Source organism: Bordetella hinzii LMG 13501 (assembly GCF_001548475.1).
Lineage (GTDB): Bacteria > Pseudomonadota > Gammaproteobacteria > Burkholderiales > Burkholderiaceae_B > Bordetella > Bordetella hinzii.
In genome coordinates, this window is record NZ_LRUJ01000028.1 from 25,678 (window position 1) to 46,542 (window position 20,865).

Here is a 20,865-nt window from a genome sequence, read left to right on the forward strand (position 1 = left end):
GACACAAAGCTATGGACCACGAAGACTATCTGGTCACGGGACGTCTCGAAATCGTGCATCTGCTGCTGACCATCATGCAGCGGCAGTCACTGGTGTTCATGCATGTGCCGGGCCGCCCGATCAATAGCGTCACCTCCTTGCTGGCCGTGGACGCGGACCGCGGCGAGATACTGCTCGATGCGGCCCAGGAAAGCAGTGTCAACGAGCGCATCGCCGCGGGCGAGCGCGTTTCGTTCGAGACTTCGCTGGACAACATCCGCGTGTCGTTTTCGGGTAGCGAGATCGCGCCGGTGCAATTCGACGGCCGTCCGGCGCTGCGCATGCCGCTGCCTTCGGCGATCTCACGCATGCAGCGGCGCGATTCTTTCCGTATCGAAGTGCCGGTGCTCAAGCCCGCCACCTGGTCCATGGCCGGCCGCCGCCTGACGCTGCCTGTCAAGGACATCAGTTCGACCGGGCTGGCCTTGAACGATGTCGAGCAGCAGATGGATACGACGCCGGGCGCCGAATATGACGGCGTGCTCAGCCTGCCGGAGATCGGCGCCTTCGCCCTCACAGTGAGGGTGGTGCATCACGCCGACCAGGATGCCGGCAAGGGCAAGATACTGCGCCGTATCGGCTGTACCTTCGTGGACCTGGAGAACAGCATCCGCATTCGTATCCAGTCCTATGTCAATACGCTGCAACGCGCCATGATCGCGCGCCAGCGCGGCAATTGAGGGCGGCGGGCGCCGCCCTGTCCGCTCGTCAGTCTTTCTCGACTTCCCAGGCGCGCGGCTTTTTCACCGCCCAGGGCGTGTAGCCCTTCACATTGCTGCGGAAAGCCCCCACGTCCAGGCCGTTGTAGATCGGGATGGACGGGACATCGGCCAGGAAGAGCGTGTGCAGCTCATCGAACAGGCGCTGGCGCTCGGCACGATCCGTGGCCTGTGAAGCTTGCGCCACCAAGTCGACGGCCTTGGGATTGTCCCAGAGTTTGCGCGGCTGCTTGTCCTTGTCGCCGGTCAGCATCTCGTAGTTCAGCGCCGCATCCAGGCGAGCCGAATACGGGAAGGTCATCATCTGGTATTTGCCGGCGTTGTAGCGGTCCAATTGCGTGGCCCACTCCATGGTTTCCAGCTTGACCTTGATGCCCACGGCCTGCAGCATGGCCTGCACCAGCACCGCGGAGTTATATGACTGTGGATAGCGTTTGGTCGCCATCAGGCTGATTTCCTGGCCGCGATAGCCGGATTCGGCCACCAGCTTCTGCGCCAGCGCGGGGTCGTATTTCCAGCCTTGCTTCTGCACGGCGCCATAGTAGGGCGAGGCCAGCGGCACGACCGAGTTGTTGGCCTCGGCCAGCCCCTCGGTCACCGCGGCGGCGAGCTGGGGGTAGTCGATCGCGTGGGCAATGGCCTCGCGCAGCTTGAGGTTGGATAGCAGCGGATCGCGCGTCTGCATCAGCACGCCGGTCATGCTCATCACCGGCGCATACGCCACCTTGACCCCGGGTTCCTTCTTCAGCACCGGGACATCGTTGTACGACAGGTCTTCGATGACGTCGATGTCGCCGCGCAGCAATGCCGTCTTGGCGGTCGAGTCGTCCGGCACGATGACAAAGCGCACTTCATCGACCAGGGGGCGCTTGGAGCCGGTGTAGCCGTCGCGCTTGCCGCCCAGGTTGGCATACTCGGCAAAGCGCGTCAGGCTGACGTACTCCCCGCGTTTCCATTCGGCCAGCCGGAAAGGACCCGTGCCGATGGGCTTGTCCCAACTGCCGTCGGCCTTGACCGAAGCCTTGTTCAGGATGCCGGTGCCGCCGCAATCCGAGCGAGCCAGCGTGCCCAGGAACAGGCCATTGGGCTTGTCCAGGGTGAACACCACCGTGTGGGCGTCGGGCGCGGTCACGCTTTCGACTTTGGCCGGGCCCCGGCCATCGAACTCGCTCACGCAACGCCAGCCGGAATCCGGCCGCATGTAGTGCTGCCAGGTCCACAGCACGTCGGCCGAACTGAGGCGTTCGCCGTTGTGGAAAGTCACCCCTTCGCGCAGCTTGAAGGTATAGGTTTTTCCGTCGGCGCTGACATCCACCGATTTGGCCAGCAGCGGCCGGATCTCCGCGTCCTCGCCATAGGCCACCAGGCCCTCCACGATGTGGGGCACGACGGCATCGCTGTTGCTGTCCCGGTTGACGCCGGGTTCGGTGGAACGGATATCGGCGGTGAACGAGATGCGCAGGGGCTGGGCGGCCAGGACGGGGGCCGCGAGCGTGGCCAGCGTCAGCGCGGCGGCCAATCGGTGCAATGTCATATCGGGTCCGGAGTGAGAGGGGATGTCAGGCGAAGGCCGGCAGCACTTGCGGCTCGTCCTTCAGGCTGTAGCGGGTGAAAACGCGGTTCAGGGCCGGCAGCGGCGCGACTTCCATGACACCGGCGGCCGGCTCCATGATGACCATGGCCACCGTGGCCGAGATGTTGTCATGGCTGCCCGGGCGCGGCGGGCGGCACACCGAATAGGGCTTGGCAAAATCATCGAAGAAGGCACGCTTCATGTCCTCGCGGGTGATTTTTTCATTCTGGTTCAGCAGCTTGCGCACGCGCCAGTCGCGATAGGCGCTGTCGGGCGTGGAGCCGCGGCCCGTGTCGCGCAGCTTGCCCAGCGCGACATCGCTGACCCAATGGTTGGCGTGCACGATCAGACCGTCCGAGCCCGGGTAGATGGGGAAGGCCTCGTTGGTGGTGCATTCATAGTCGATGCCGAATCCCTGGGCCATGCCGATCATGATGTTGTTCGAACACGATTTTGCCGTGGTGGCCACCGCCTTGATCGCCAGGGCGAAATGCTCTTGCTCCAGCACCTTGCGGCGGATGAGTGACAGCGGCACGCCCAGCTGCGTGAAGTCGCGTTCGCTTTCCAGATAGTTGGCGGTGATGGAGATGCCCGCGCTGTTGAAGCCCGAGCGCGACAGTCCCCCGGCCTCGACGAAAGTCAAAAAGTCGGGGCCATTGTCGTTGCGCACGCGCAGCACGACCGAGGTTTCGGCGCACTCGGCGCGCCAATCCCAATTCTGGCCATGGATGAGATTGCCGCTGGCGGAACGCTCGGGCAGCACCAGGGCGCCGGTGCAGCCATCGAGTTCGGTAATTTTTTTCTTCTCCGCGCGTGCCTTGGCGACGACCTCGGTGCGCGCGTTGATCATGACGATGTCTTCGAAGGGCAGCTCGGCGCCGGCGGCGATGCCGCGCATTTCTTCGATGTAATGCGGCGCAAAGTGTTCGATTTCGGAAACAAAACCACCAATCAGCCGGCTGCGCGCCGGGCCGTCATAGCCCAGGTCGACCAGGGTCTGGCCATAGAGCGCGGCACTTTTTCGCACGCGCGCGGCGGCCTGCCGGCCATAGGCGCGGCCGCGTTCTTCCGGGGTGCCGGAGACGGAAATAAAGGGAAACTGCTCGATCTTTGCCATGAAGGAACGCCGAAGCGGAAACAAGAGGGGAACGGAAGCGAAAAAATATTAGCCTATTTTGGCGCCAATTTTTCCAAGGGTTTTCCTCAGTACCGCCCGGGCTTCAGTACCCTCATGAATTGTACTTTTATTGGTAAAAAGACATGATAGATTTTGTCTAGAACTGCTGAACTAATGCAAGGAAACCCAGCTATCCTATGAAAGGTGTCATTTCAAAGCCCGGCGGATGGGGGGTTATTGACGAATTCCAATGTCATCCTGGCGCGCTTGGTGCAATGGCTGGAGCAGAGCCGCCCGCCGGCGGGCACGCATTTGCCGGCCCAGCAGCTGGCCGATCTTCTCGGCGTGTCGCGGTCACCGGTCAGCCAGGCCCTGGCCGTTCTCGCCGAGCGCGGCTGGTTGCGCCGCCAGCCGCATCGCGGCTATTACGTCGATCATCTGCCGGATCCCGGCGTCGCCTTGTGGCACACCGCGCCGGCGGCGCGGGCCGGGAGCCTGCAGCAGCCCTTTCGCCTGCGCCTGGCCGTGGTGCCGGCGGCCATGCTGGAGCCGGGCTACCGCCTTGCGCCGGCCGTGATCCGGCGCCTGCGCGCCGCCGAGGCGAGGCTGCAAGCCGCCAGCAGCGCGGCGCGGGCGCAGCAGGAGCTGGACTTCCAGGAGGCCCTGACCGATGCGGCGGATAATCCTTACTTCACTGACACCATCCGGCGCCTGAACCGCGCCCATCGTCCGCGGGATATCGAGGACCCGCACTGGCGCGAGCGCAGCGAGCAACGCCTGGCGGTGCTGGACCTGCTGGAGCAGGGGCGCGGCGAAGCGGCCTCGCGCCTCATGGCCAGTCATTTACGCAGTACGCTTAGCAGCCTGGCCGATCAAGAGCCGGGTCGAGCAAGGAGAAAACAGGATGAAGCTGGATGACAAGATACGCGCGGCCTTTCTGCGCGAAGGCAAGCTGCGCGCATCGATCAACGTGGGCAACCCGATATTGGCGCGCCGGGACGAACAGGCCGGCGCGGCCGGCGTGTCGGTGGACCTGGCCCGCGAGTTCGCCAAGCGGCTGGAGGCCGAGCTGGATCTGGTGGTGTTTGCCTCGGCGGGCGAATCGGTCGAGGCCGTGGCTGCCGAAAAGGCCGATATCGGCTTTTTCGCCATCGATCCCAAGCGCGGTGAACAGATCGCCTTCACCCACCCCTATGTCATCATCGAAGGCGCCTACCTGGTGCGCGAAGACTCTCCCGTGGCTTCGCGCGAGGACGTCGATCGCGAAGGACTGACCGTGATGGTGGGCAAGGGCAGCGCCTATGATCTCTACCTGAGCCGCGAACTGCGCCATGCGAGCATCGCGCGCGCGCCGACCTCGCCGGCCGTGGTCGAGACCTTTCTCGCGCAAGGCGCCGACGTCGCGGCCGGCGTGCGCCAGCAGCTGCAAGCCGACGCCCGCCGCCTCGGCGGCCTGCGCATGTTGGAAGGGCATTTCATGCTGATCCGCCAAGCCATGGGCCTGCCCAAGTCGCGTGGCCAGGCGGCCCACGCCTATCTGGCTTCCTTTGTGGAACAGATGAAGGCGACCGGCTTCGTGGCCGCCGCCCTGCAACGCCACGGCATCGAAGGCGCGGCCGTGGCCGGGCCCGGGGACCGCTGATGCCCGCCCCCCGGTTGTGCATCCATTACTGCACGCAGTGCCAATGGCTGCTGCGGGCCGCCTGGATGGCCCAGGAGCTGCTGTCCACCTTCGGCACCGACCTGGCCGAGGTGGCCCTGGTGCCGGGCACGGGTGGAGTCTTTCGCATCGAGTATGAGGGTCAAACCTTGTGGGACCGCAAGGCCGACGGCGGTTTTCCTGACGCCAAGACCCTCAAGCAGCGCGTGCGCGACCGCCTGGACCCGGGCCGTGACCTGGGCCATATCGACAAACACGGCGCCTCCTGAGGGGCAGGGGCTTCACGTCCCCGCGAGGCAGTCCAGCAGGGTTCGCGCGGCGCGCGCATCCCCATCGATCTGCAAGGCGCCGGCTTCGCCGTCCAGGGCGGCCAGCAGATCGGCGCGCGAGCCGCGCAGGCTGAGCCGGGCCGCCGGCAAGGGGCCGCGCCGCGCTTGCAGGCCCTGGGCATCCCAGCGCAATTGATAGGCCTGGCCGTCGAGCACCAGTTCGGCCTGGCCGGCCTGGGCGGGCGGGCGAAAGCGCGCGCGCAGCGTCAGCATCATGGCGTCGGGGCCGGCCGCTGGCGTGCAGCCGCCCCATCGCTCCAGGGCCAGCAACAGGCCATCGAGGGCGCGCCCATGGTCGGTCAGCTCATACATCCAGGCCGCCGCCGGCGGCGGCAGGCGCAAGCGGCGCAGCACGCCGGCGGCTTCCAGTTCTGTCAGGCGCTGCGTCAGGACATTGGCGCTGATGCCTGGCAGGCCGCGCCGCAATTCGGTGAACCGCCGTGGCCCGGGCAGTAGCTCGCGCACCACGAGCAGGGCCCAGCGTTCGCCCACGGCGTCCAGGGCGCGGGCCGCTCCGCCATCGCTTTCGTATTTTCGCTTGCTCGTCATGAGGTCGTCGGGTGTGCCGGCAAGCGGTAATAATAAGGCGGTCCGCCCGCGGGGGCATCCTGACCGCCATCCATGACTCTCAAGCAACTCGAAGCCTTCTACTGGGCGGCGACCTGCGCCAGCTTCGCCGTGGCCGCGCAGCGGCTGCACCTTTCCGTGTCTTCGCTTTCCAAGCGCATTGCCGAATTGGAAGAGGATCTCGGGCAGGTGTTGTTCGACCGCAGCGGGCATCGCGCCGCGCTGACCGCCGCCGGCGACCGCCTGGTGCCGCAGGCGCGCGAGCTCCTGGGCGCGGCCGACCGCATCCGCGCTTCCATGGCCGTGCGCGACGCGCTGGCCGGACGCTGCCGCTTCGGCGTGGGAGAGCTGAGCGCGCTGACCTGGCTGCCCGCCCTGATCGGCCGCGTACGCCAGGATTACCCTTCCTTGGCGCTGGAGCCCTATGTCGATGTGGGCCAGGTGCTGGAACGCAAGGTGGCCGACGGCGAACTGGACTTCGCCGTCATCGCGGGCCGGTCTTCCCGTGCCGGAATCGCCTCGGTGCCCGTCGGCGAGGCGCGATTTGTCTGGGTGGGGGCGCCGCGCGCCGTCGGCCAGGCCACGCATGTCACGCCCGAGTTGTTGCACCAATGTCCCCTGGTGTCCCTGCCCGAGGGCGCGGGCACCAGCCGCCTGCTGCAAGCGTGGCAGGGCACGTTGGCCGAGGCCGAGCACCGCCTGCACTGCAATAACTGGGGCGCCATCGTGGGCATGCTGGTCGAGGGCACCGGCGTGGGGCTGCTGCCGGTGCACTGGGCCCAGGCGCTCGAACAAGAGGGCAGCCTGCGCATTCTCGCCAGCGATCCGGCGCCTGGCGCCTTGCCGTACGCCTTCCAGTACCGGCGCGATGACAGCCGGGTGCTGGTCGAAAAAATGCGCACCGAGGTCATGCGCGCGGTGGATTTTTCCGCGCGCTGCCGCCTGCCCTGATCCCGCCTCAGCGCTGGCCGTCGTGCACGGCGACGGCTTCCTTGGTCAGGCCGCCGAGGCGCGAATGCACGCGGCCGCCCGTGCCCATGACCAAGGCGAACAGGATTTCATCCGGTCGCGGCGCATCCTGGATGCCGATCTCGATGCTGTTGAAGTGGCTGCGCACGTAAGAGGCATGGATATAGTGCACCGGCACCATGAGGCGATAGCCGGCCGAGGCCACCGCCTTGACGGCCGGCACCATGGCCTTCGGTTCGCCCAGCACGGTGCGCATGGCCCAGCCGCCAGCCTCGTGCCAGACTGCGCCGTGCTCCATTTCGCCGTTGATCCCCACGATGGCGGCCTTGCTGTAGACCTCGATATGTTCCTTGCCCAGGGTGTCGACCAATTCGGTCGCCAGCAGGGTGCCCAGCGAGCGCAGTTCCGCCATGAAGGGCATGAGGTCCGGCTCGTAGCGGCCGGCGTAGGGATTGCGGATGACCGCGCAGGACGCGGCCAGCTTCAGCGGCTGGGCCGGGGGCGGGCCGTTTTCATGGTAGGTCGTCTCGACGATGAGGGTGCGCTTGCGGATGTCGATCAATGACATGGCTTGAGTCCTTGGAGTGGGTTACTGGGGCGGGATGCCGGCTTCTTTGACGATGCCGGACCATTTGTCGATTTCGCTGCGCACAAAGGCGCCGAATTCCGCCGGGCTTTGCGTCTTCACGCTCAGGCCCTGGCGCGCATAGGCCTCGCGCAGCGCGTCGGAAGCCAGGGCGGCGTCCAGCGCGCGCGCCAGTTTTCCGGTGATGTCCGGCGGCAATCCGGCCGGGCCCATCAGCCCGAACCACACGGTCAGGTCAAAGCCGGGCGCACCGCTTTCGTTCAGGGTGGGAATGTCCGGGGTGAGGGCAAAGCGCTCGGGCGTGCTCACGCCATAAACCTTGACCTTGCCGGCGCGCGCCTGCTGCAGGCCATTGGCCAGGTCGGTAAACGTCAGGTCCACGGTGCCGCCGATGACATCGGTCAAGGCCTGGGGGCCGCCGCGATAGGGTACGGGCGTGACTGTCATATTGCCCATGGCGGCCAGCTTGGCGCCAAACACCTGGGCGCTGCCGGAGCCATAGGCATAGGTCAGCTTGCCCGGGTGCTGGCGCCCGTAGGCGAATAGTTCGCCCACGTTGGCGCCCGCCACGCCATGGCCGCCCACCAGCAGATAAGGGGTCTCGGCCACCGCGCCGATGGGCGTGAGATCGCGCGCCGGATCATAGGGCAGGTCCTTGAAGAGGCTAACGCCGCTGGCGGCCGTCGAGACGCCGACCACGACCAGCGTATAGCCGTCGGGTTTGGCGCGGGCGACATCATTGGTGCCGATGATGCCATTGGCGCCGGGCTTGTTTTCCACGACCACCGGCTGGCCCAGCTGCGCCGACATGCCCTGGCCGAGGCTGCGCGCGACCACATCGGTGATGCTGCCAGGCGGGAAGGGCACCATCATGCGTATCGGCCTGTCCGGATAGGCGGCCGCGGCCGTCGTGGCCAGGCTCATGCCCAGCACGAGGGCGAGCAAGGTCTTGCTCATGGATTGTCTCCTTTGTCTTTGTCGTGATGTCGCGGATCAGGCGCCGGGACTGCCCTGCTCCAGATAGCGATGGATGGCGGTGTTGTCGCTGCCGGCCGGCAGATGCGCCAGGGCGGCCTTCCAGAGCCCGGCGCACAAGGACAGCTGGCGTGCCTCCATCCCCGTGAGCGCTTGCAGCGATTGCGCCGTGTCCAGGTCCTTGGCCATCAAGGCCAGCGCGAAGCCGCCGTTGTAGGTCTCGGGGATGATGAATTGCTTGAGCTTGGTCTCGGTGGCCACATTGCGGCCGCTCGACGCATTGAGCACGTCGGCCAGGATGTCCGGGTCCAGGTCCATGCGCCGGGCGATGGCCAGGGCCTCGGAGACGGCCAGCAGGCCGGCCGCGTAGACGTAGTTGTTCAGCGCCTTCATGGCATGGGCCGAGGCCACCGCGCCGGTGTGGATGATGGTCGCGCCCATGCATTGCAGGATGGGGCGGGCCCGTTCGAGGTCGGCCTCTTTCCCGCCCGCCATGATGGCCAATGTGCCATTGGCCGCCTTGGCCACCGCGCCGGAGACCGGAGCATCCAGCATGGCCAGCCCGCGGTCGGCGAGGGCCTGGGCCAGGCGCAGCGTCTCGGCCGGATTGGAGGAGCCCATGTCGATCAGCAGCGCGCCGGGGCGCAGCACCTCGGCCAGCCCGGCCTGGCCCGCCTCGCCCAGCACCACGGTATTGGTGATGGGGCTGTTCGGCAGCATGGTGATGACGGTATCGCAATCAGCCAGCGCCGCGAGGCTGGCGGCGCGCGCGAGCCGCGTATGCCAGGCCGGGTGTCCGGCCAGGCGCTCAAAGGGCGCTTCGGCGCTGTCATACGCCAGGATGGTCCAGCGCTCGTCCCGAGCCAGGTTTTCCAGCATGGGAAGGCCCATCATGCCCAAGCCGACAAAGCCCAGTTTCCGATTCATGCATCTTCCTTATCGAAATCCCCGGAGTCTTCCGGAAAGAAACAAAAATCCTAACCAGCCGGCAAGAAAGAAAGGTAATGCGAACTTGGATCCGGGTTATAACTTTTCATTATTGACTTACCCTAGGATGCACGGCCGATGCGGTTCAAACTCAGGCAGATGGAGGCGTTCCGGGCCGTCATGCTGACCGGCTCCATGAATGGCGCAGCGCGTCTGCTGTTTGTCTCCCAGCCCGCTGTCAGCCGGCTGATCAGCCATGCCGAGCAGACACTGGGCCTGCAACTGTTCGAGCGCGACAAGGGCAAGCTCACGCCCACGCCCGAGGCCCACCGGCTGTTCCAGGAAATCGGTCCGCTGTTCGACGAAGCCCTGCGCATCGACGAGCTGGCCCGCGACCTGGCCACGCGCCCCGAAGGCGCGCTCAATCTCTGCTCCAGCCCCAGCCTGGCCTTGAATTTCCTGCCGCCCGTCATCGCCCGCTATATCGGCGAGCACCCGGATGTGCGCGTGAAATACCACACCACCTTGCTGTCCGATATGGCGCACGAGCTGCTGGGGCGCAAGGTGGAGCTGGCCGTGTCCGTGCTGCCCATCGATCATCCCAATCTCGTGGTTGAGCCTTTCGCGTCGGGCAGGATGGTGTGCATCCTGCCGGCCGGCCATCCCCTGGCGGCCCAGGAAACGGTTGGCCTGCAGGAGCTGGCGCGCGAACGCCTGGTGCTCTACAACCGCAACATTCCGTTCGGCCAGCTGGTAGCGGCGGCCTTCCAGCGCGCCGGCATCGCCTGGCGGCCCGCCGTGGACATCGTGCGCGCCGAGCTGGCCTGCGCGCTGGTGGGCAACGGCGCGGGCGTGGGCATCGTCGATGAGTTCTCGGTGGGCGGCAAGGGCTGGCCGGGCATCGCGGTGCGGCCCTTGCGCGAACCCATTCCGCTGGCCCTGAGCCTGGTGCGCTCGCGTTTCGAGCGGCCCAGCCGCCATGTCCAGCGCTTTGTCCGCATGCTCAAGGCGCACGCCCAGCAGGTGTCCGGCTGACCTTGCCCGGCGATCCGCCCATGGGCTATCTTCGGGGCCATGAGTCCTCCCCCGACGGCCCTGGCTGGGCACGAAATCCTGCACATCATCATCAATACGGGCTCGGGCCGCGATGATGACGGGCAAACCATCATCCGGGACGCGCTGCAGGCGGCGGGCCGCCAGCATGTCATCCATCCGGTGCATGATGCGCGCCGCCTGGGCGGCATTGCGCGCGACGTGGTGGCGCGGGCGCGCGAGCAGGGCGGCGTGGTGGTGGCCGCCGGCGGCGATGGCACGCTCAATGCCGTGGCCGCCGCCGTGCTGGGCAGCGGCGTGCCCTTTGGGATCCTGCCCCAAGGCACGTTCAATTACTTTGGCCGCGCCTACGGCATTTCCCAGGATACGGCCCAGGCGGTCAAGGCCTTGCTGAGCGCCCGGCCGCGGGCAGTGCAGGTCGGCCTGGTGAACGGGCGGCTGTTCCTGGTCAACGCCAGCCTGGGGCTGTATCCGCAGCTGCTGCAGGACCGCGAGGCCTACAAGAACCGCTTCGGCCGCCGCCGCTGGGTGGCCTTGCTCTCGGGGCTGGTGACGCTGTGGCGGCACAGAAGCCAGCTTGACCTCACGCTGGAGTATGGCGGGCAGCGTCTGCGCACGCCCACGCTGGTGGTGGGCAACAATGCCTTGCAGCTGCGCCAGATCGGCATGGCCCAGGCCGATGCGCTGGACGAGGGCAAGCTGCTTGCCATGACGCTGCGCCCGGTCGGCACCTGGGCGCTTTACGGACTTTTGCTCAGGGGGCTGATGAGCCGCCTGGGCGAGGCCGAGCAGGTCAGCAGCTTCGCCTTCAAGCGGCTGACGGTCGGCCTGCGGCGCCGGCGTGTCAAGGTGGCCATGGATGGCGAGATCTGCTGGCTGGATACGCCCTTGCGTTTCGAGGTGTCTCCCGAGCCGCTCATGTTGCTGGTCCCGGCCGAAGAGCACCGCGTGGAGCCGGCATGACCCGGGTGCTGCATCTCTCCGATACACATTTCGGCACCGTGCCCGAGGAGGTCGAGCGCGCCTTGCAGGACCTGGTCCAGGCCTGCCGGCCCGATCTGGTGCTTCTGGGGGGCGATATCACCCAGCGCGCACGCCGGGGCCAGTTCGCCGCGGCGCGCCGTTTCGTCCAAAGCCTGCAGCGGCCCGTGCTGGCCGTGCCTGGCAATCACGATATTCCCCTGTTCAACCTGGCCGCGCGCCTGTTCAATCCCTATGGCAATTATCGCCAGGCGCTGGGGGTCAATCTCGAGCCGGTTTTCGAGGACGGGCGCGTATTGGCCATCGGGGTGAACAGCACGCGCCCCTCGCGGCGCAAGAACGGCCAGGTCACGCCGGCCCAGGTGCAGCGCGTGGCGCAACGCCTGCATGCCGCGCGCGATGCCCAGCTGCGCATCGTGCTGCTGCATCATCCGGTGCGCGCCGTCGAGGAGAGCGATACCGCCAACCTGCTGATCGGCCGCGAGTTCGCCGTGCCCGCCTGGGTGGACGCCGGCGCCGACCTCATCCTGGGCGGCCATATCCATCTACCCTATGTCGTGCCCCTGTCCGGCCGCCTGGGCCGGCAGGCCTGGTGCGTGCAGGCGGGCACGGCCCTGTCCTGGCGCGTGCGCGGCGGTATTCCCAATTCGGTCAATCTGATCGATCATGACGCTCCCGGGCAATGTGTGGTGCGCCGCTGGGATTTCGATGCCGCGCTCTCCCGTTTCCAGGAGGTCGCCGCGCATCCGCTGGCGCTTTCGCGCCAGGTGCTTCCTCTTACACAAGGCCTGACGGCCGGTTCGCAATGAATGAATTCGCAGTCTGGGCAGCCGTCCATCCCTATTATTGGTTTTGCGGGCTGCCGCTGCTGGCCGCCGGCCTGGCCTGGCTGTCCTGGCAGGCCCTGAGCGGCCAGGCGCCGGGACGCCGGCGCAGCGCCTTGTATGGCAGCTTTGCGCTGGGCATGGTGGTGCTGTTCCTGGCGCTGGCCGTGGCGGTCCGGCAGGACGGCAGTCTGGTTGCCTTCGATACCGCGCTGGCGCGGGGCCTCAGCCTGTCCATGTCCACTGAATTGCTGTGGCTGCTGTCATGGTTCACGCACCTGGGAGACCGCAGCTGGCTGACGGTGCTGGCCATGCTCATGGTGCTGGGTCTGCTCATGCGGCAGCGCTGGTGGCTGGCCGTGGGCGCGGCGGCGGCCACCGCCGGCGGCGGCATCCTCAACTGGACGCTCAAGCATGCATTCCAGCGCGTGCGGCCGGACTTCGGCCATGGCTTCAGCCATCCCACGGGCTTCAGTTTTCCGAGCGGCCACGCCTCGGCGTCCCTGGCCGTCTACGGGTTCGCCTGCTATCTGCTGCTGCGCCTGTTGCCGGAGCGCTCGCAAGGCCTGTGCGTGGCCGTGACGGCGGCCCTGGTGGCGGCCATCGGCGTGAGCCGCGTGCTCCTGCAGGTCCATTACCTGAGCGACGTGGTGGCCGGCTTTGCGGTCAGCGCCCTCTGGCTCGCGCTGTGCGTCACGCTGACCGAACGGATGCTGCGCCGGCGATGAGGGCGGCCAGTTCGCCAGTCGCCGGCTGGCGGTAATCCGCGCCGGCCTGCCGGACGGCATGGGCCAACAGCCGGCCCCATTCCCCCGGATGGGGGCAAAGATCAAGGACTTGCTTGCCCTTCAGCGGCGCGCCGACCGCGCCATCGCTATAGCGTTTGAGCACCCGGTCGATCTCGCGCGGGTCCGGCAGCGCCAGGATGATGTGCCGCGACTCCCGCAGCGCCTCGGCCGCGCTGCCGGCCAGCGTGGCTTGTCCGCGGAAGGCTTCGCCGCGCCCCGGGTCGCGGTCGTAGACCGTCACGTCCCAATCCCGCGCCAGCAACTGGCGCGCGGCGCGCGTGCCCGCCTCGCCCAGCCCGATGATGCTGACGGTGTCCATCATGGCGCGGGCACCGACCAGGTGCTGACAATATGGGCCAGGGGCTCGCCGCCGTGCTCGGCGCGCAATGTCACTTCGCCGGCGGTCAGGCGGCCCACCTTCAGCAGCCGGGCATCGGCCAGGACGGCGCCGGCCGGGGTCTTGCGCAGAAAATTGATGGTCAGGCTGGCGGTGACGGCGCGCGGCTGGCCGGTGGCGCCGACGACCGCGGCATACATGGCCACGTCGGCCAGGCCCATCAGCATGGGGCCGGCCACGATGCCGCCCAGGCGCTGGTGGCTGGGGCTGGGGGGCAGGCGCAGCAAGGCGGTGCCCGGCCCGATCGCCTCGATCTCGATGCCCAGCACCTGAGAGAAGGGGTGTTGCTCGGCCAGCAGTTGGCGGAACTCGGGCACGCTGACCCGCGCGCCCGTGGTCGGTATGTCCATCAGGATTGCTCCAAGACTTGGCAATAGTGCTCCAGCAGCGTTTCTGCGCGCTGGTGCAGGGATTTGACGCGGCGGGTGTGATGCAGCAGCAGCAAGCCCATCAAATACGTAAAGACGTTCATTTCTTCGATCTGGACCCGGGCGGCATCCCAGCCCTTGCTGGCGGCCAGGCCCGCGCCCAGCCGGTCCACGGCCTGGCGCAGCAGGGCGTTGAGCGCCTCATCCATCTCCTTTCCCAGCCCCCGGGGCTGCAGGCCTCTATACAGATAGAGGCCGAGCGAGAATTCGGTCTGGCGGTCGGCGTAGTAAGCGAAGAAGCCCTCGATGGCCGCCCGCGCGGCACGCGGCGCCGGCGCCTGGGCCAACTGCCCGTCCAGGTGGGCCAGCAGGCGCGTCAGCGAGGTCCGCAGCAGTTCACCGTAAATGGCTTCCTTGCCCTCGAACCAGGGGTAGATGGCGCCCGTGGTGCAGTCCGCCTCCTTGGCGATGGCCCGTATCGTGGTCTGCTCCAGCCCGTCGCGCGCGAAGACGCGCTCGGCCGCATCCAGGATGATCTGGCGCTTGAGCGCGGCCAGGCGGTCGGAGCGGGAGAGGGCGGAGTCGTTCATGGGCGCGTTTGGATATCAATGTTCTTGCTAAATAACATTGTTATTCAAACGCCGGGATTTGACTAGCCGGCCCGCGGGGTCCCGCGGCAGCGCCCATGGTGTGCTGGCTAAGGGTAAGCCCGGAGCCGGTCTTGCTAACGGGGACAGGATGTTGCATCAAGCCAACAGTGGCCCGGCCAAGCGCGTCTTTTCTGCGTCTCTTCGTAGCCAGCCCCATGGATTTTTGATGCAATAGCGTCAACTTCCCTTCGCGGAGTTAGGGGGGCGGCAGGCTGGTCGTGCGGCGTTGCTGCTCTTGTCACTCAAATCTACGGAGATTTCTTAAATGAAAAAGACTCTGCTCGCTGCCGCCCTGCTCGCTGGCTTCGCTGGCGTTGCCCAGGCAGAAACGTCGGTGACCCTGTACGGCATCATCGATACGGGTATCGGCTACAACAAGGTCAAGGGCCCCGGCTACGACGCGAGCCGCATCGGCATGATCAACGGCGTGCAGAACGGTTCCCGTTGGGGCCTGCGTGGCACGGAAGATCTGGGTGACGGCCTGCAAGCTGTTTTCCAACTGGAATCGGGCTTTGACTCCGGCAACGGCCAGTCGGCTCAAGGCAGCCGCCTGTTCGGCCGTCAAGCCACCATCGGTCTGCAAAGCAACAGCTGGGGCCGTCTGGACTTCGGTCGTCAAACCAACATCGCCTCGAAGTACTTCGGTTCGATCGATCCGTTCGGCGCTGGTTTCGGCCAAGCCAACATCGGTGTTGGCCTGAGCTCGACCAACACGGTCCGCTACGACAACATGGTCCTGTACCAAACCCCGTCGTTCAGCGGCTTCCAAGCTGGCGTGGGCTACTCGTTCTCGGCTGATGACACCAAGGACGGCCGTATCAGCCAGTCCACCGGCCTGCCGACCACCTCGCAAACCGGCTTTGCCACCGCTGACAACACCCGCGCCATCACCGCCGGTATCCGTTACGTCAACGGCCCGCTGCAAGTCGCTTTCTCGTACGACCAGCTGAACGCTTCGAACAAGCTGTCGCAAGCTGCCGTGGACGCCACCCCGCGCGCCTACGTGATCGGCGGTTCGTATGACTTCGAAGTGGTCAAGCTGGCGCTGGCCTACGGTCGCACGACCGACGGCTGGTTCGGCGGCCAAGGCCTGCCGACCGGCGTGGATCCGGTTGGTCTGGGCAGCAACATCTTTGCTGATGGCTTCAAGGCCAACTCCTACATGGTCGGCCTGTCGGCCCCCATCGGCGGCGCCAGCCAAGTGTTCGGTTCCTGGCAGATGGTTGACCCCAGCAACAGCAAGATCGGCGGCCCGAACGCCACCAACCGCGACGAGACCATGAACGTCTTCTCGCTGGGCTACACCTACGACCTGAGCAAGCGTACCAACCTGTACGCCTACGCTTCGTACGCCAAGAACTATGCCTTCGTGGACGACGTGAAGAGCACGGCTGTTGGTGTCGGTCTGCGTCACCGCTTCTAATTGCCTGCGGGGCTAGCCCCGCCTGCAATTACCAAGCACCCACAGGCGGGCCTTCGCTCCGCCTGTCAAAAAGCCACCCGAAAGGGTGGCTTTTTGCCTGATTGGAATACTCTATTCCAACAATAGAGTTCAGCCGGAAGTAACCGCGCAAATGCTACAATCTGAAGGTTTGCGCATTTGACGGACGCCCTGAATGAACCTGCAACAGTATTTTCCCGTCCTGCTGTTTATCGCCGTGGCCACGTTGATCGGCTTCGCGCTGATCACGGCTGGCTCTCTCCTGGGGCCGCGGCGTCCCTACGCCGAGAAGCTCTCCCCGTACGAGTGCGGTTTTGAAGCGTTTGAAGACGCCCGCATGAAGTTCGATGTGCGCTACTACCTGGTGGCCATCCTCTTCATCCTGTTTGATCTGGAAATCGCCTTTTTGTTCCCGTGGGCCATCGCCCATGGAACAGTCGGCCTCGTGGGCTTCTGGACGGTAATGGTCTTCCTGGCCGTGCTGACGGTCGGTTTCATCTATGAATGGAAGAAGGGCGCGCTGGATTGGGAGTGATGCACTCCGGGCACGCTAGCAGAGACGAATATGGCTATTGACGGCATTCTTAAGCAAGGTTTTATCACCACCAGCGCTGATAAGTTCATCAACTGGGCAAAAACCGGTTCGATGTGGCCCATGACCTTCGGTCTGGCCTGCTGCGCGGTGGAAATGATGCACGCGGGCGCGGCCCGCTATGACCTTGACCAATTCGGGATCATTTTCCGTCCCAGCCCGCGTCAGTCCGATCTGATGATCGTGGCCGGCACGCTGTGCAACAAGATGGGCCCGGCGCTGCGCAAGGTCTATGACCAGATGCCCGAGCCGCGCTGGGTGGTTTCCATGGGCTCCTGTGCCAACGGTGGCGGCTACTACCACTACTCCTACTCGGTAGTGCGTGGCTGCGACCGCATTGTGCCGGTTGACGTCTACGTCCCCGGATGCCCGCCCACGGCCGAGGCGCTGGTCTATGGTCTGCTGCAAATGCAGAACAAGATCCGCCTGACCAACACGATCGCGCGCTAAGCCACAGCGCGGCCCGCCAGTGGCGCGGCTCCGCGCGGCGTAGCAGTACCGGTTTACCTATGCGTAAAAGATGATGACCAGGCTCGAAACCCTGAAAAACAACCTGCAGGCCACGCTCGGCCAGGATATCGCCCTGATCGAGGATCTGGGCGAAGTGACGCTGGAAGTTCCGGCCGAACAATGGCTGACGGTGTGCAACAAGCTGCGCACCGACGCCGGCTTGCGGTTTGAAAGCTGTATCGATCTCTGTGGTATGGATTACCTGACCTGGGGCAACGGCAGCCGTGCCCAGCAGCTCGAAGAGCAGGGCGGCGCACAGCGCGGCCGCTATGCCGTCGTGATCCACCTGCTGTCGATCGAACACAACTGGCGCCTGCGCGTGCGCACCTTCGCCACCGACGATGAGTTCCCCATCGTGGCCTCGCTGATCGAATGCTGGCCCGGCGTGAACTGGTACGAGCGTGAAGCCTTCGACCTGTACGGCATCGTGTTCGAAGGGCATCCGGACCTGCGCCGCATCCTGACCGACTACGGCTTCATCGGCCATCCCTTCCGCAAGGACTTCCCCCTTTCGGGCACCGTGGAAATGCGCTACGACCCCGAGCAAAAGCGCGTCATTTACCAGCCGGTCACCATCGATCCGCGTGAGATCACTCCGCGTGTCGTGCGTGAGGATTCTTACGGCATGGGGCGTTAATCATGGCAGAAATCAAGAACTACACGCTCAACTTCGGTCCGCAACACCCGGCCGCGCACGGTGTGCTGCGCCTGGTGCTCGAGCTCGACGGCGAAGTGATCCAGCGCGCCGATCCGCACATCGGCCTGCTGCACCGCGCCACCGAAAAACTGGCCGAACACAAGACTTTCATCCAGGCGCTGCCCTACATGGATCGCCTGGACTACGTGTCCATGATGTGCAATGAGCACGCCTACGTCATGGCCATCGAGAAGATGCTGGGCATCGAGGCGCCGCTGCGCGCGCAATACATCCGCGTGATGTTCGATGAAATCACCCGCATCCTGAACCACCTGATGTCGCTGGGTTCGCACGCGCTGGACGTGGGCGCCATGGCGGTCTTCCTGTATGCCTTCCGCGAGCGCGAAGACCTGATGGATTGCTATGAAGCGGTCTCGGGCGCGCGCATGCACGCGGCCTACTACCGCCCGGGCGGTGTCTACCGCGACCTGCCGGACACCATGGCCCAGTACGGCGAGAGCAGCAAGTACCGCAGCGACAAGGAATTGCGCGCCATGAACGACGCGCGTTCGGGCTCGCTGCTGGACTTCATCGAGGATTTCACCAACCGCTTCCCGGCCTGTGTCGACGAGTACGAAACGCTGCTCACCGACAACCGCATCTGGAAGCAGCGTCTGGTGGGCATCGGCGTCGTCGATCCCGACCGCGCCAAGGCCCTGGGCTTCACCGGCCCGATGCTGCGTGGCTCGGGCGTGGCCTGGGACCTGCGCAAGACGCAGCCTTATGAAGTCTATGACCTGATCGACTTTGACGTGCCCGTCGGCGTGAACGGCGATTGCTACGACCGCTACCTGGTCCGCGTGGCCGAGCTGCGCGAGAGCAACCGCATCATCCGCCAGTGCGTGGAATGGCTGCGCAACAATCCCGGCCCGGTCATGATCGAGAACCACAAGGTCGCGCCGCCCAAGCGCGCCGCCATGAAGAGCAACATGGAGGAGCTGATCCACCATTTCAAGCTCTTCACCGAAGGTTTCCATGTTCCTCCGGGCGAAGCCTATGCCGCGGTGGAGCACCCCAAAGGCGAATTCGGCATCTATCTGGTGTCCGACGGCGCCAACAAGCCCTATCGCCTGAAGATTCGGGCGCCCGGTTTTGCCCACTTGCAGTCGTTGGATGAGATGTCGCGCGGTCACATGATTGCCGACGCCGTCACCATCATCGGCACACAGGACATCGTTTTCGGCGAAATCGACCGCTGATCCATCAGTCTAGAGCGCCCGCATAAATCCGGATTCAAACTATGCTGCTTTCCGCACAGGCCTACCAGAAGATCGACCGCGAACTCGCGAAGTTCCCGGCCGACCAAAGGCAGTCGGCCATCATGGCTTCGCTTGCCATCGCGCAAGAAGAGAAGGGCTGGTTGCCTGCCGAAATCATTGAAGACGTGGCCAAGTACATTGGCGTGCCGCCCATCGCGGTCCAGGAAGTCGCCACGTTCTACAACATGTTCGACGTCAAGCCCGTCGGCACCCACAAGATCGCCGTCTGCACCAACTTGCCCTGTGCCTTGCGCGACGGCGAAAAGGCCGCCGACTACCTCAAGCGCAAGCTGGGCGTGGACTTCCGCGAAACCACGGCCGACGGCAAGTTCACGCTCATCGAGGGCGAGTGCATGGGCGCTTGCGGCGATTCGCCGGTGCTCATCGTCAACAACAAGCATATGTGCGTGCGCATGTCGGAACAGAAGCTCGACGCCCTGATCGACGGCCTGAAGTCGCAAGGAGAGTCGGCATGAACGCGCCGGAATTGTTCAAGCAGCTAGGCACCGGCCTGACCGCCGATCCGGGCGCCGACCTGTCCACTTCCATGATTTTCCATGGCCGCCACCTGGGTCCGCAGATCCTGGACGGCCTGGACGGCACGAACTGGCGGCTGGCCGACTACGTCAAGCGCGGCGGCTACGAAGCCCTGCGCAAGATCCTGACGACCGGCATGAAGCCGGAAGACGTCATCGCCGAAGTGAAGGCCTCGGGCCTGCGCGGTCGCGGCGGCGCGGGCTTTCCCACCGGCCTGAAGTGGAGCTTCATGCCGCGCGCTTTCCCGGGCCAGAAATACCTGGTCTGCAATTCGGACGAGGGCGAGCCGGGCACGTTCAAGGACCGCGACATCCTGCGCTTCAATCCGCACATCGTGATCGAAGGCATGGCCATCGCCGCTTATGCGATGGGCATCAGCGTGGGCTACAACTACATCCACGGCGAGATCTTCGAAGTGTACGAGCGCTTCGAAGAAGCGCTCGAAGAGGCGCGCGCCGCCGGCTTCCTGGGTGACAAGCTGCTGGGTTCGGATTTCAGCTTCCAGCTGCATGCCTTCCACGGCTACGGCGCCTATATCTGCGGCGAAGAGACGGCGCTGCTCGAATCGCTGGAGGGCAAGAAAGGCCAGCCGCGCTTCAAGCCGCCTTTCCCCGCCAGTTTCGGCCTGTACGGCAAGCCCACCACCATCAACAACACCGAGACCTTCGCGGCGGTGCCCTGGATCATCCGCAACGGCGGCCAGGCCTACCTCGAGGTCGGCAAGCCCAACAACGGCGGCACCAAGATCTTCTCGATCACGGGCGACGTCGAGCGTCCGGGCAATTACGAGATTCCGATGGGCACGCCGTTTTCCAAGCTGCTGGAGCTTGCCGGCGGCATGCGCGGCGGCAAGAAGCTCAAGGCCGTGATCCCCGGCGGATCGAGCGCCCCGGTGCTGCCGGCCGACATCATGATGGAATGCACGATGGACTATGACTCCATCGCCAAGGCCGGCTCCATGCTGGGTTCGGGCGCCGTCATCGTCATGGACGAGACCCGCTGCATGGTGAAGTCGCTGCTGCGCTTGTCGTACTTCTATTTCGAGGAAAGCTGCGGCCAGTGCACGCCCTGCCGCGAAGGCACGGGCTGGCTCTATCGCATGGTGCATCGCATCGAGAACGGCCAGGGCCGTCCGGAAGACCTGGACATGCTCGACAGCGTGGCCGGCAACATCATGGGCCGCACCATCTGCGCCCTCGGTGACGCCGCCGCCATGCCGGTGCGCAGCTTCATCAAGCATTTTCGCGACGAATTCGCGCACCACATCGAGCACAAGTCTTGTGTGGTCCCGCAATATCTGTAGGTCT

General features: G+C 65.5%; 25 protein-coding genes. 16 read left to right on the plus strand and 9 right to left on the minus strand.

The window, feature by feature from the left end; all coding sequences use genetic code 11:
• Positions 1–11 precede the first annotated feature (11 nt).
• Positions 12–719, plus strand: a complete 708-nt coding sequence (locus AXA74_RS16995) for a flagellar brake protein (RefSeq protein ID WP_029578801.1) — start codon at positions 12–14, stop codon at positions 717–719.
• Between the two features lie 28 nt (positions 720–747).
• Here the strand turns inward: AXA74_RS16995 and AXA74_RS17000 are convergent, their stop codons facing one another.
• Complete coding sequence (locus AXA74_RS17000; protein ID WP_032978339.1) at positions 748–2,292, minus strand: ABC transporter substrate-binding protein; 1,545 nt, start codon at positions 2,290–2,292, stop codon at positions 748–750.
• Between the two features lie 25 nt (positions 2,293–2,317).
• Positions 2,318–3,448 carry a C45 family autoproteolytic acyltransferase/hydolase gene (locus tag AXA74_RS17005; protein WP_032978336.1) on the minus strand — a complete coding sequence of 377 codons (1,131 nt, stop codon included), beginning with the start codon at positions 3,446–3,448 and terminating at the stop codon, positions 2,318–2,320.
• 237 nt (positions 3,449–3,685) lie between these two features.
• Here AXA74_RS17005 and AXA74_RS17010 point away from each other — a divergent pair, with 237 nt between their 5' ends.
• The 3 genes from AXA74_RS17010 to AXA74_RS17020 are packed head-to-tail and all read left to right on the plus strand — an operon-like array spanning position 3,686 to position 5,377.
• On the plus strand, positions 3,686–4,366 hold the full coding sequence (locus AXA74_RS17010; protein WP_032978333.1) for a FadR/GntR family transcriptional regulator: 681 nt from the start codon (positions 3,686–3,688) through the stop codon (positions 4,364–4,366).
• Complete coding sequence (locus AXA74_RS17015; RefSeq protein ID WP_029578797.1) at positions 4,353–5,090, plus strand: ABC transporter substrate-binding protein; 738 nt, start codon at positions 4,353–4,355, stop codon at positions 5,088–5,090. The genes AXA74_RS17010 and AXA74_RS17015 overlap by 14 nt, the downstream gene beginning before the upstream one ends.
• Positions 5,090–5,377: a SelT/SelW/SelH family protein gene (locus AXA74_RS17020; protein WP_029578796.1), complete on the plus strand. Its 288-nt coding sequence runs from the start codon at positions 5,090–5,092 to the stop codon at positions 5,375–5,377. The genes AXA74_RS17015 and AXA74_RS17020 overlap by 1 nt, the downstream gene beginning before the upstream one ends.
• 12 nt (positions 5,378–5,389) lie before the next feature.
• Here the strand turns inward: AXA74_RS17020 and AXA74_RS23970 are convergent, their stop codons facing one another.
• A complete protein-coding gene (locus AXA74_RS23970; protein WP_029578795.1) occupies positions 5,390–5,986 on the minus strand; it encodes a winged helix-turn-helix transcriptional regulator in 597 nt (198 codons plus the stop codon).
• A gap of 72 nt (positions 5,987–6,058) precedes the next feature.
• On the opposite strand from AXA74_RS23970, the gene AXA74_RS17030 reads away from it, so the two are divergent.
• Positions 6,059–6,955, plus strand: a complete 897-nt coding sequence (locus AXA74_RS17030) for a LysR family transcriptional regulator (protein ID WP_029578794.1) — start codon at positions 6,059–6,061, stop codon at positions 6,953–6,955.
• A gap of 7 nt (positions 6,956–6,962) precedes the next feature.
• Here AXA74_RS17030 and AXA74_RS17035 read toward each other — a convergent pair whose 3' ends face one another.
• From AXA74_RS17035 to AXA74_RS17045, 3 genes are read right to left on the minus strand one after another with little or no spacing between them, the layout of a single operon-like run.
• Complete coding sequence (locus tag AXA74_RS17035; protein WP_029578793.1) at positions 6,963–7,541, minus strand: amino acid synthesis family protein; 579 nt, start codon at positions 7,539–7,541, stop codon at positions 6,963–6,965.
• A 21-nt stretch (positions 7,542–7,562) separates the two neighbouring features.
• On the minus strand, positions 7,563–8,516 hold the full coding sequence (locus tag AXA74_RS17040) for a Bug family tripartite tricarboxylate transporter substrate binding protein (RefSeq protein ID WP_032955334.1): 954 nt from the start codon (positions 8,514–8,516) through the stop codon (positions 7,563–7,565).
• 36 nt (positions 8,517–8,552) lie between these two features.
• Positions 8,553–9,461, minus strand: a complete 909-nt coding sequence (locus tag AXA74_RS17045; protein WP_032978331.1) for an NAD(P)-dependent oxidoreductase — start codon at positions 9,459–9,461, stop codon at positions 8,553–8,555.
• A 138-nt stretch (positions 9,462–9,599) separates the two neighbouring features.
• Here AXA74_RS17045 and AXA74_RS17050 point away from each other — a divergent pair, with 138 nt between their 5' ends.
• From AXA74_RS17050 to AXA74_RS17065, 4 genes are read left to right on the plus strand one after another with little or no spacing between them, the layout of a single operon-like run.
• Positions 9,600–10,496, plus strand: a complete 897-nt coding sequence (locus AXA74_RS17050; protein WP_029578790.1) for a LysR family transcriptional regulator — start codon at positions 9,600–9,602, stop codon at positions 10,494–10,496.
• A 39-nt stretch (positions 10,497–10,535) separates the two neighbouring features.
• Positions 10,536–11,477, plus strand: coding sequence for a diacylglycerol/lipid kinase family protein (locus AXA74_RS17055; RefSeq protein ID WP_029578789.1), 942 nt, complete (start codon positions 10,536–10,538; stop codon positions 11,475–11,477).
• Positions 11,474–12,304 (plus strand): metallophosphoesterase family protein, encoded by an 831-nt coding sequence (locus AXA74_RS17060; RefSeq protein WP_029578788.1) that lies wholly within the window; start codon positions 11,474–11,476, stop codon positions 12,302–12,304. Before AXA74_RS17055 ends, AXA74_RS17060 begins: the two co-directional genes overlap by 4 nt.
• On the plus strand, positions 12,301–13,047 hold the full coding sequence (locus AXA74_RS17065) for a phosphatase PAP2 family protein (RefSeq protein WP_029578787.1): 747 nt from the start codon (positions 12,301–12,303) through the stop codon (positions 13,045–13,047). Before AXA74_RS17060 ends, AXA74_RS17065 begins: the two co-directional genes overlap by 4 nt.
• Here the strand turns inward: AXA74_RS17065 and AXA74_RS17070 are convergent.
• The 3 genes from AXA74_RS17070 to AXA74_RS17080 are packed head-to-tail and all read right to left on the minus strand — an operon-like array spanning position 13,013 to position 14,462.
• Positions 13,013–13,429 carry an NAD(P)-binding domain-containing protein gene (locus tag AXA74_RS17070; RefSeq protein WP_126623596.1) on the minus strand — a complete coding sequence of 139 codons (417 nt, stop codon included), beginning with the start codon at positions 13,427–13,429 and terminating at the stop codon, positions 13,013–13,015. The genes AXA74_RS17065 and AXA74_RS17070 overlap by 35 nt on opposite strands.
• Positions 13,426–13,854 (minus strand): PaaI family thioesterase, encoded by a 429-nt coding sequence (locus tag AXA74_RS17075; protein WP_029578785.1) that lies wholly within the window; start codon positions 13,852–13,854, stop codon positions 13,426–13,428. The genes AXA74_RS17070 and AXA74_RS17075 overlap by 4 nt, the downstream gene beginning before the upstream one ends.
• Positions 13,854–14,462 carry a TetR/AcrR family transcriptional regulator gene (locus AXA74_RS17080; RefSeq protein ID WP_032978328.1) on the minus strand — a complete coding sequence of 203 codons (609 nt, stop codon included), beginning with the start codon at positions 14,460–14,462 and terminating at the stop codon, positions 13,854–13,856. The genes AXA74_RS17075 and AXA74_RS17080 overlap by 1 nt, the downstream gene beginning before the upstream one ends.
• Positions 14,463–14,787: 325 nt before the next feature.
• Between AXA74_RS17080 and AXA74_RS17085 the strand changes: the two genes are divergently transcribed.
• The 7 genes from AXA74_RS17085 (at position 14,788) to nuoF (ending at position 20,861) form a co-directional block, all read left to right on the plus strand.
• Positions 14,788–15,945 carry a porin gene (locus AXA74_RS17085; protein ID WP_029578783.1) on the plus strand — a complete coding sequence of 386 codons (1,158 nt, stop codon included), beginning with the start codon at positions 14,788–14,790 and terminating at the stop codon, positions 15,943–15,945.
• Between the two features lie 193 nt (positions 15,946–16,138).
• Positions 16,139–16,498: an NADH-quinone oxidoreductase subunit A gene (locus tag AXA74_RS17090; protein ID WP_029578782.1), complete on the plus strand. Its 360-nt coding sequence runs from the start codon at positions 16,139–16,141 to the stop codon at positions 16,496–16,498.
• A gap of 30 nt (positions 16,499–16,528) precedes the next feature.
• A complete protein-coding gene (locus tag AXA74_RS17095) occupies positions 16,529–17,005 on the plus strand; it encodes a NuoB/complex I 20 kDa subunit family protein (protein ID WP_005012021.1) in 477 nt (158 codons plus the stop codon).
• A 70-nt stretch (positions 17,006–17,075) separates the two neighbouring features.
• Positions 17,076–17,702 carry an NADH-quinone oxidoreductase subunit C gene (locus AXA74_RS17100; protein ID WP_032955328.1) on the plus strand — a complete coding sequence of 209 codons (627 nt, stop codon included), beginning with the start codon at positions 17,076–17,078 and terminating at the stop codon, positions 17,700–17,702.
• A 2-nt stretch (positions 17,703–17,704) separates the two neighbouring features.
• Complete coding sequence (locus tag AXA74_RS17105) at positions 17,705–18,961, plus strand: NADH-quinone oxidoreductase subunit D (RefSeq protein ID WP_029578780.1); 1,257 nt, start codon at positions 17,705–17,707, stop codon at positions 18,959–18,961.
• Positions 18,962–19,002: 41 nt separating this feature from the next.
• Entirely contained in the window at positions 19,003–19,497 is a 495-nt protein-coding gene (gene nuoE, locus AXA74_RS17110; protein WP_029578779.1) for an NADH-quinone oxidoreductase subunit NuoE, read from the plus strand.
• On the plus strand, positions 19,494–20,861 hold the full coding sequence (gene nuoF, locus AXA74_RS17115; protein ID WP_029578778.1) for an NADH-quinone oxidoreductase subunit NuoF: 1,368 nt from the start codon (positions 19,494–19,496) through the stop codon (positions 20,859–20,861). Before nuoE ends, nuoF begins: the two co-directional genes overlap by 4 nt.
• Positions 20,862–20,865 lie beyond the last annotated feature (4 nt).

Coding starts and splice junctions, on each gene's coding strand:
- AXA74_RS16995 (WP_029578801.1), top strand. CDS start 12: ATGGACCACGAAGACTATCTGGTCACGGGACGTCTCGAAATCGTGCAT.
- AXA74_RS17000 (WP_032978339.1), bottom strand. CDS start 2,292: ATGACATTGCACCGATTGGCCGCCGCGCTGACGCTGGCCACGCTCGCG.
- AXA74_RS17005 (WP_032978336.1), bottom strand. CDS start 3,448: ATGGCAAAGATCGAGCAGTTTCCCTTTATTTCCGTCTCCGGCACCCCG.
- AXA74_RS17015 (WP_029578797.1), top strand. CDS start 4,353: ATGAAGCTGGATGACAAGATACGCGCGGCCTTTCTGCGCGAAGGCAAG.
- AXA74_RS17020 (WP_029578796.1), top strand. CDS start 5,090: ATGCCCGCCCCCCGGTTGTGCATCCATTACTGCACGCAGTGCCAATGG.
- AXA74_RS23970 (WP_029578795.1), bottom strand. CDS start 5,986: ATGACGAGCAAGCGAAAATACGAAAGCGATGGCGGAGCGGCCCGCGCC.
- AXA74_RS17030 (WP_029578794.1), top strand. CDS start 6,059: ATGACTCTCAAGCAACTCGAAGCCTTCTACTGGGCGGCGACCTGCGCC.
- AXA74_RS17035 (WP_029578793.1), bottom strand. CDS start 7,541: ATGTCATTGATCGACATCCGCAAGCGCACCCTCATCGTCGAGACGACC.
- AXA74_RS17040 (WP_032955334.1), bottom strand. CDS start 8,516: ATGAGCAAGACCTTGCTCGCCCTCGTGCTGGGCATGAGCCTGGCCACG.
- AXA74_RS17045 (WP_032978331.1), bottom strand. CDS start 9,461: ATGAATCGGAAACTGGGCTTTGTCGGCTTGGGCATGATGGGCCTTCCC.
- AXA74_RS17050 (WP_029578790.1), top strand. CDS start 9,600: ATGCGGTTCAAACTCAGGCAGATGGAGGCGTTCCGGGCCGTCATGCTG.
- AXA74_RS17055 (WP_029578789.1), top strand. CDS start 10,536: ATGAGTCCTCCCCCGACGGCCCTGGCTGGGCACGAAATCCTGCACATC.
- AXA74_RS17060 (WP_029578788.1), top strand. CDS start 11,474: ATGACCCGGGTGCTGCATCTCTCCGATACACATTTCGGCACCGTGCCC.
- AXA74_RS17065 (WP_029578787.1), top strand. CDS start 12,301: ATGAATGAATTCGCAGTCTGGGCAGCCGTCCATCCCTATTATTGGTTT.
- AXA74_RS17070 (WP_126623596.1), bottom strand. CDS start 13,429: ATGATGGACACCGTCAGCATCATCGGGCTGGGCGAGGCGGGCACGCGC.
- AXA74_RS17075 (WP_029578785.1), bottom strand. CDS start 13,854: ATGGACATACCGACCACGGGCGCGCGGGTCAGCGTGCCCGAGTTCCGC.
- AXA74_RS17080 (WP_032978328.1), bottom strand. CDS start 14,462: ATGAACGACTCCGCCCTCTCCCGCTCCGACCGCCTGGCCGCGCTCAAG.
- AXA74_RS17085 (WP_029578783.1), top strand. CDS start 14,788: ATGAAAAAGACTCTGCTCGCTGCCGCCCTGCTCGCTGGCTTCGCTGGC.
- AXA74_RS17090 (WP_029578782.1), top strand. CDS start 16,139: ATGAACCTGCAACAGTATTTTCCCGTCCTGCTGTTTATCGCCGTGGCC.
- AXA74_RS17095 (WP_005012021.1), top strand. CDS start 16,529: ATGGCTATTGACGGCATTCTTAAGCAAGGTTTTATCACCACCAGCGCT.
- AXA74_RS17100 (WP_032955328.1), top strand. CDS start 17,076: ATGATGACCAGGCTCGAAACCCTGAAAAACAACCTGCAGGCCACGCTC.
- AXA74_RS17105 (WP_029578780.1), top strand. CDS start 17,705: ATGGCAGAAATCAAGAACTACACGCTCAACTTCGGTCCGCAACACCCG.
- nuoE (WP_029578779.1), top strand. CDS start 19,003: ATGCTGCTTTCCGCACAGGCCTACCAGAAGATCGACCGCGAACTCGCG.
- nuoF (WP_029578778.1), top strand. CDS start 19,494: ATGAACGCGCCGGAATTGTTCAAGCAGCTAGGCACCGGCCTGACCGCC.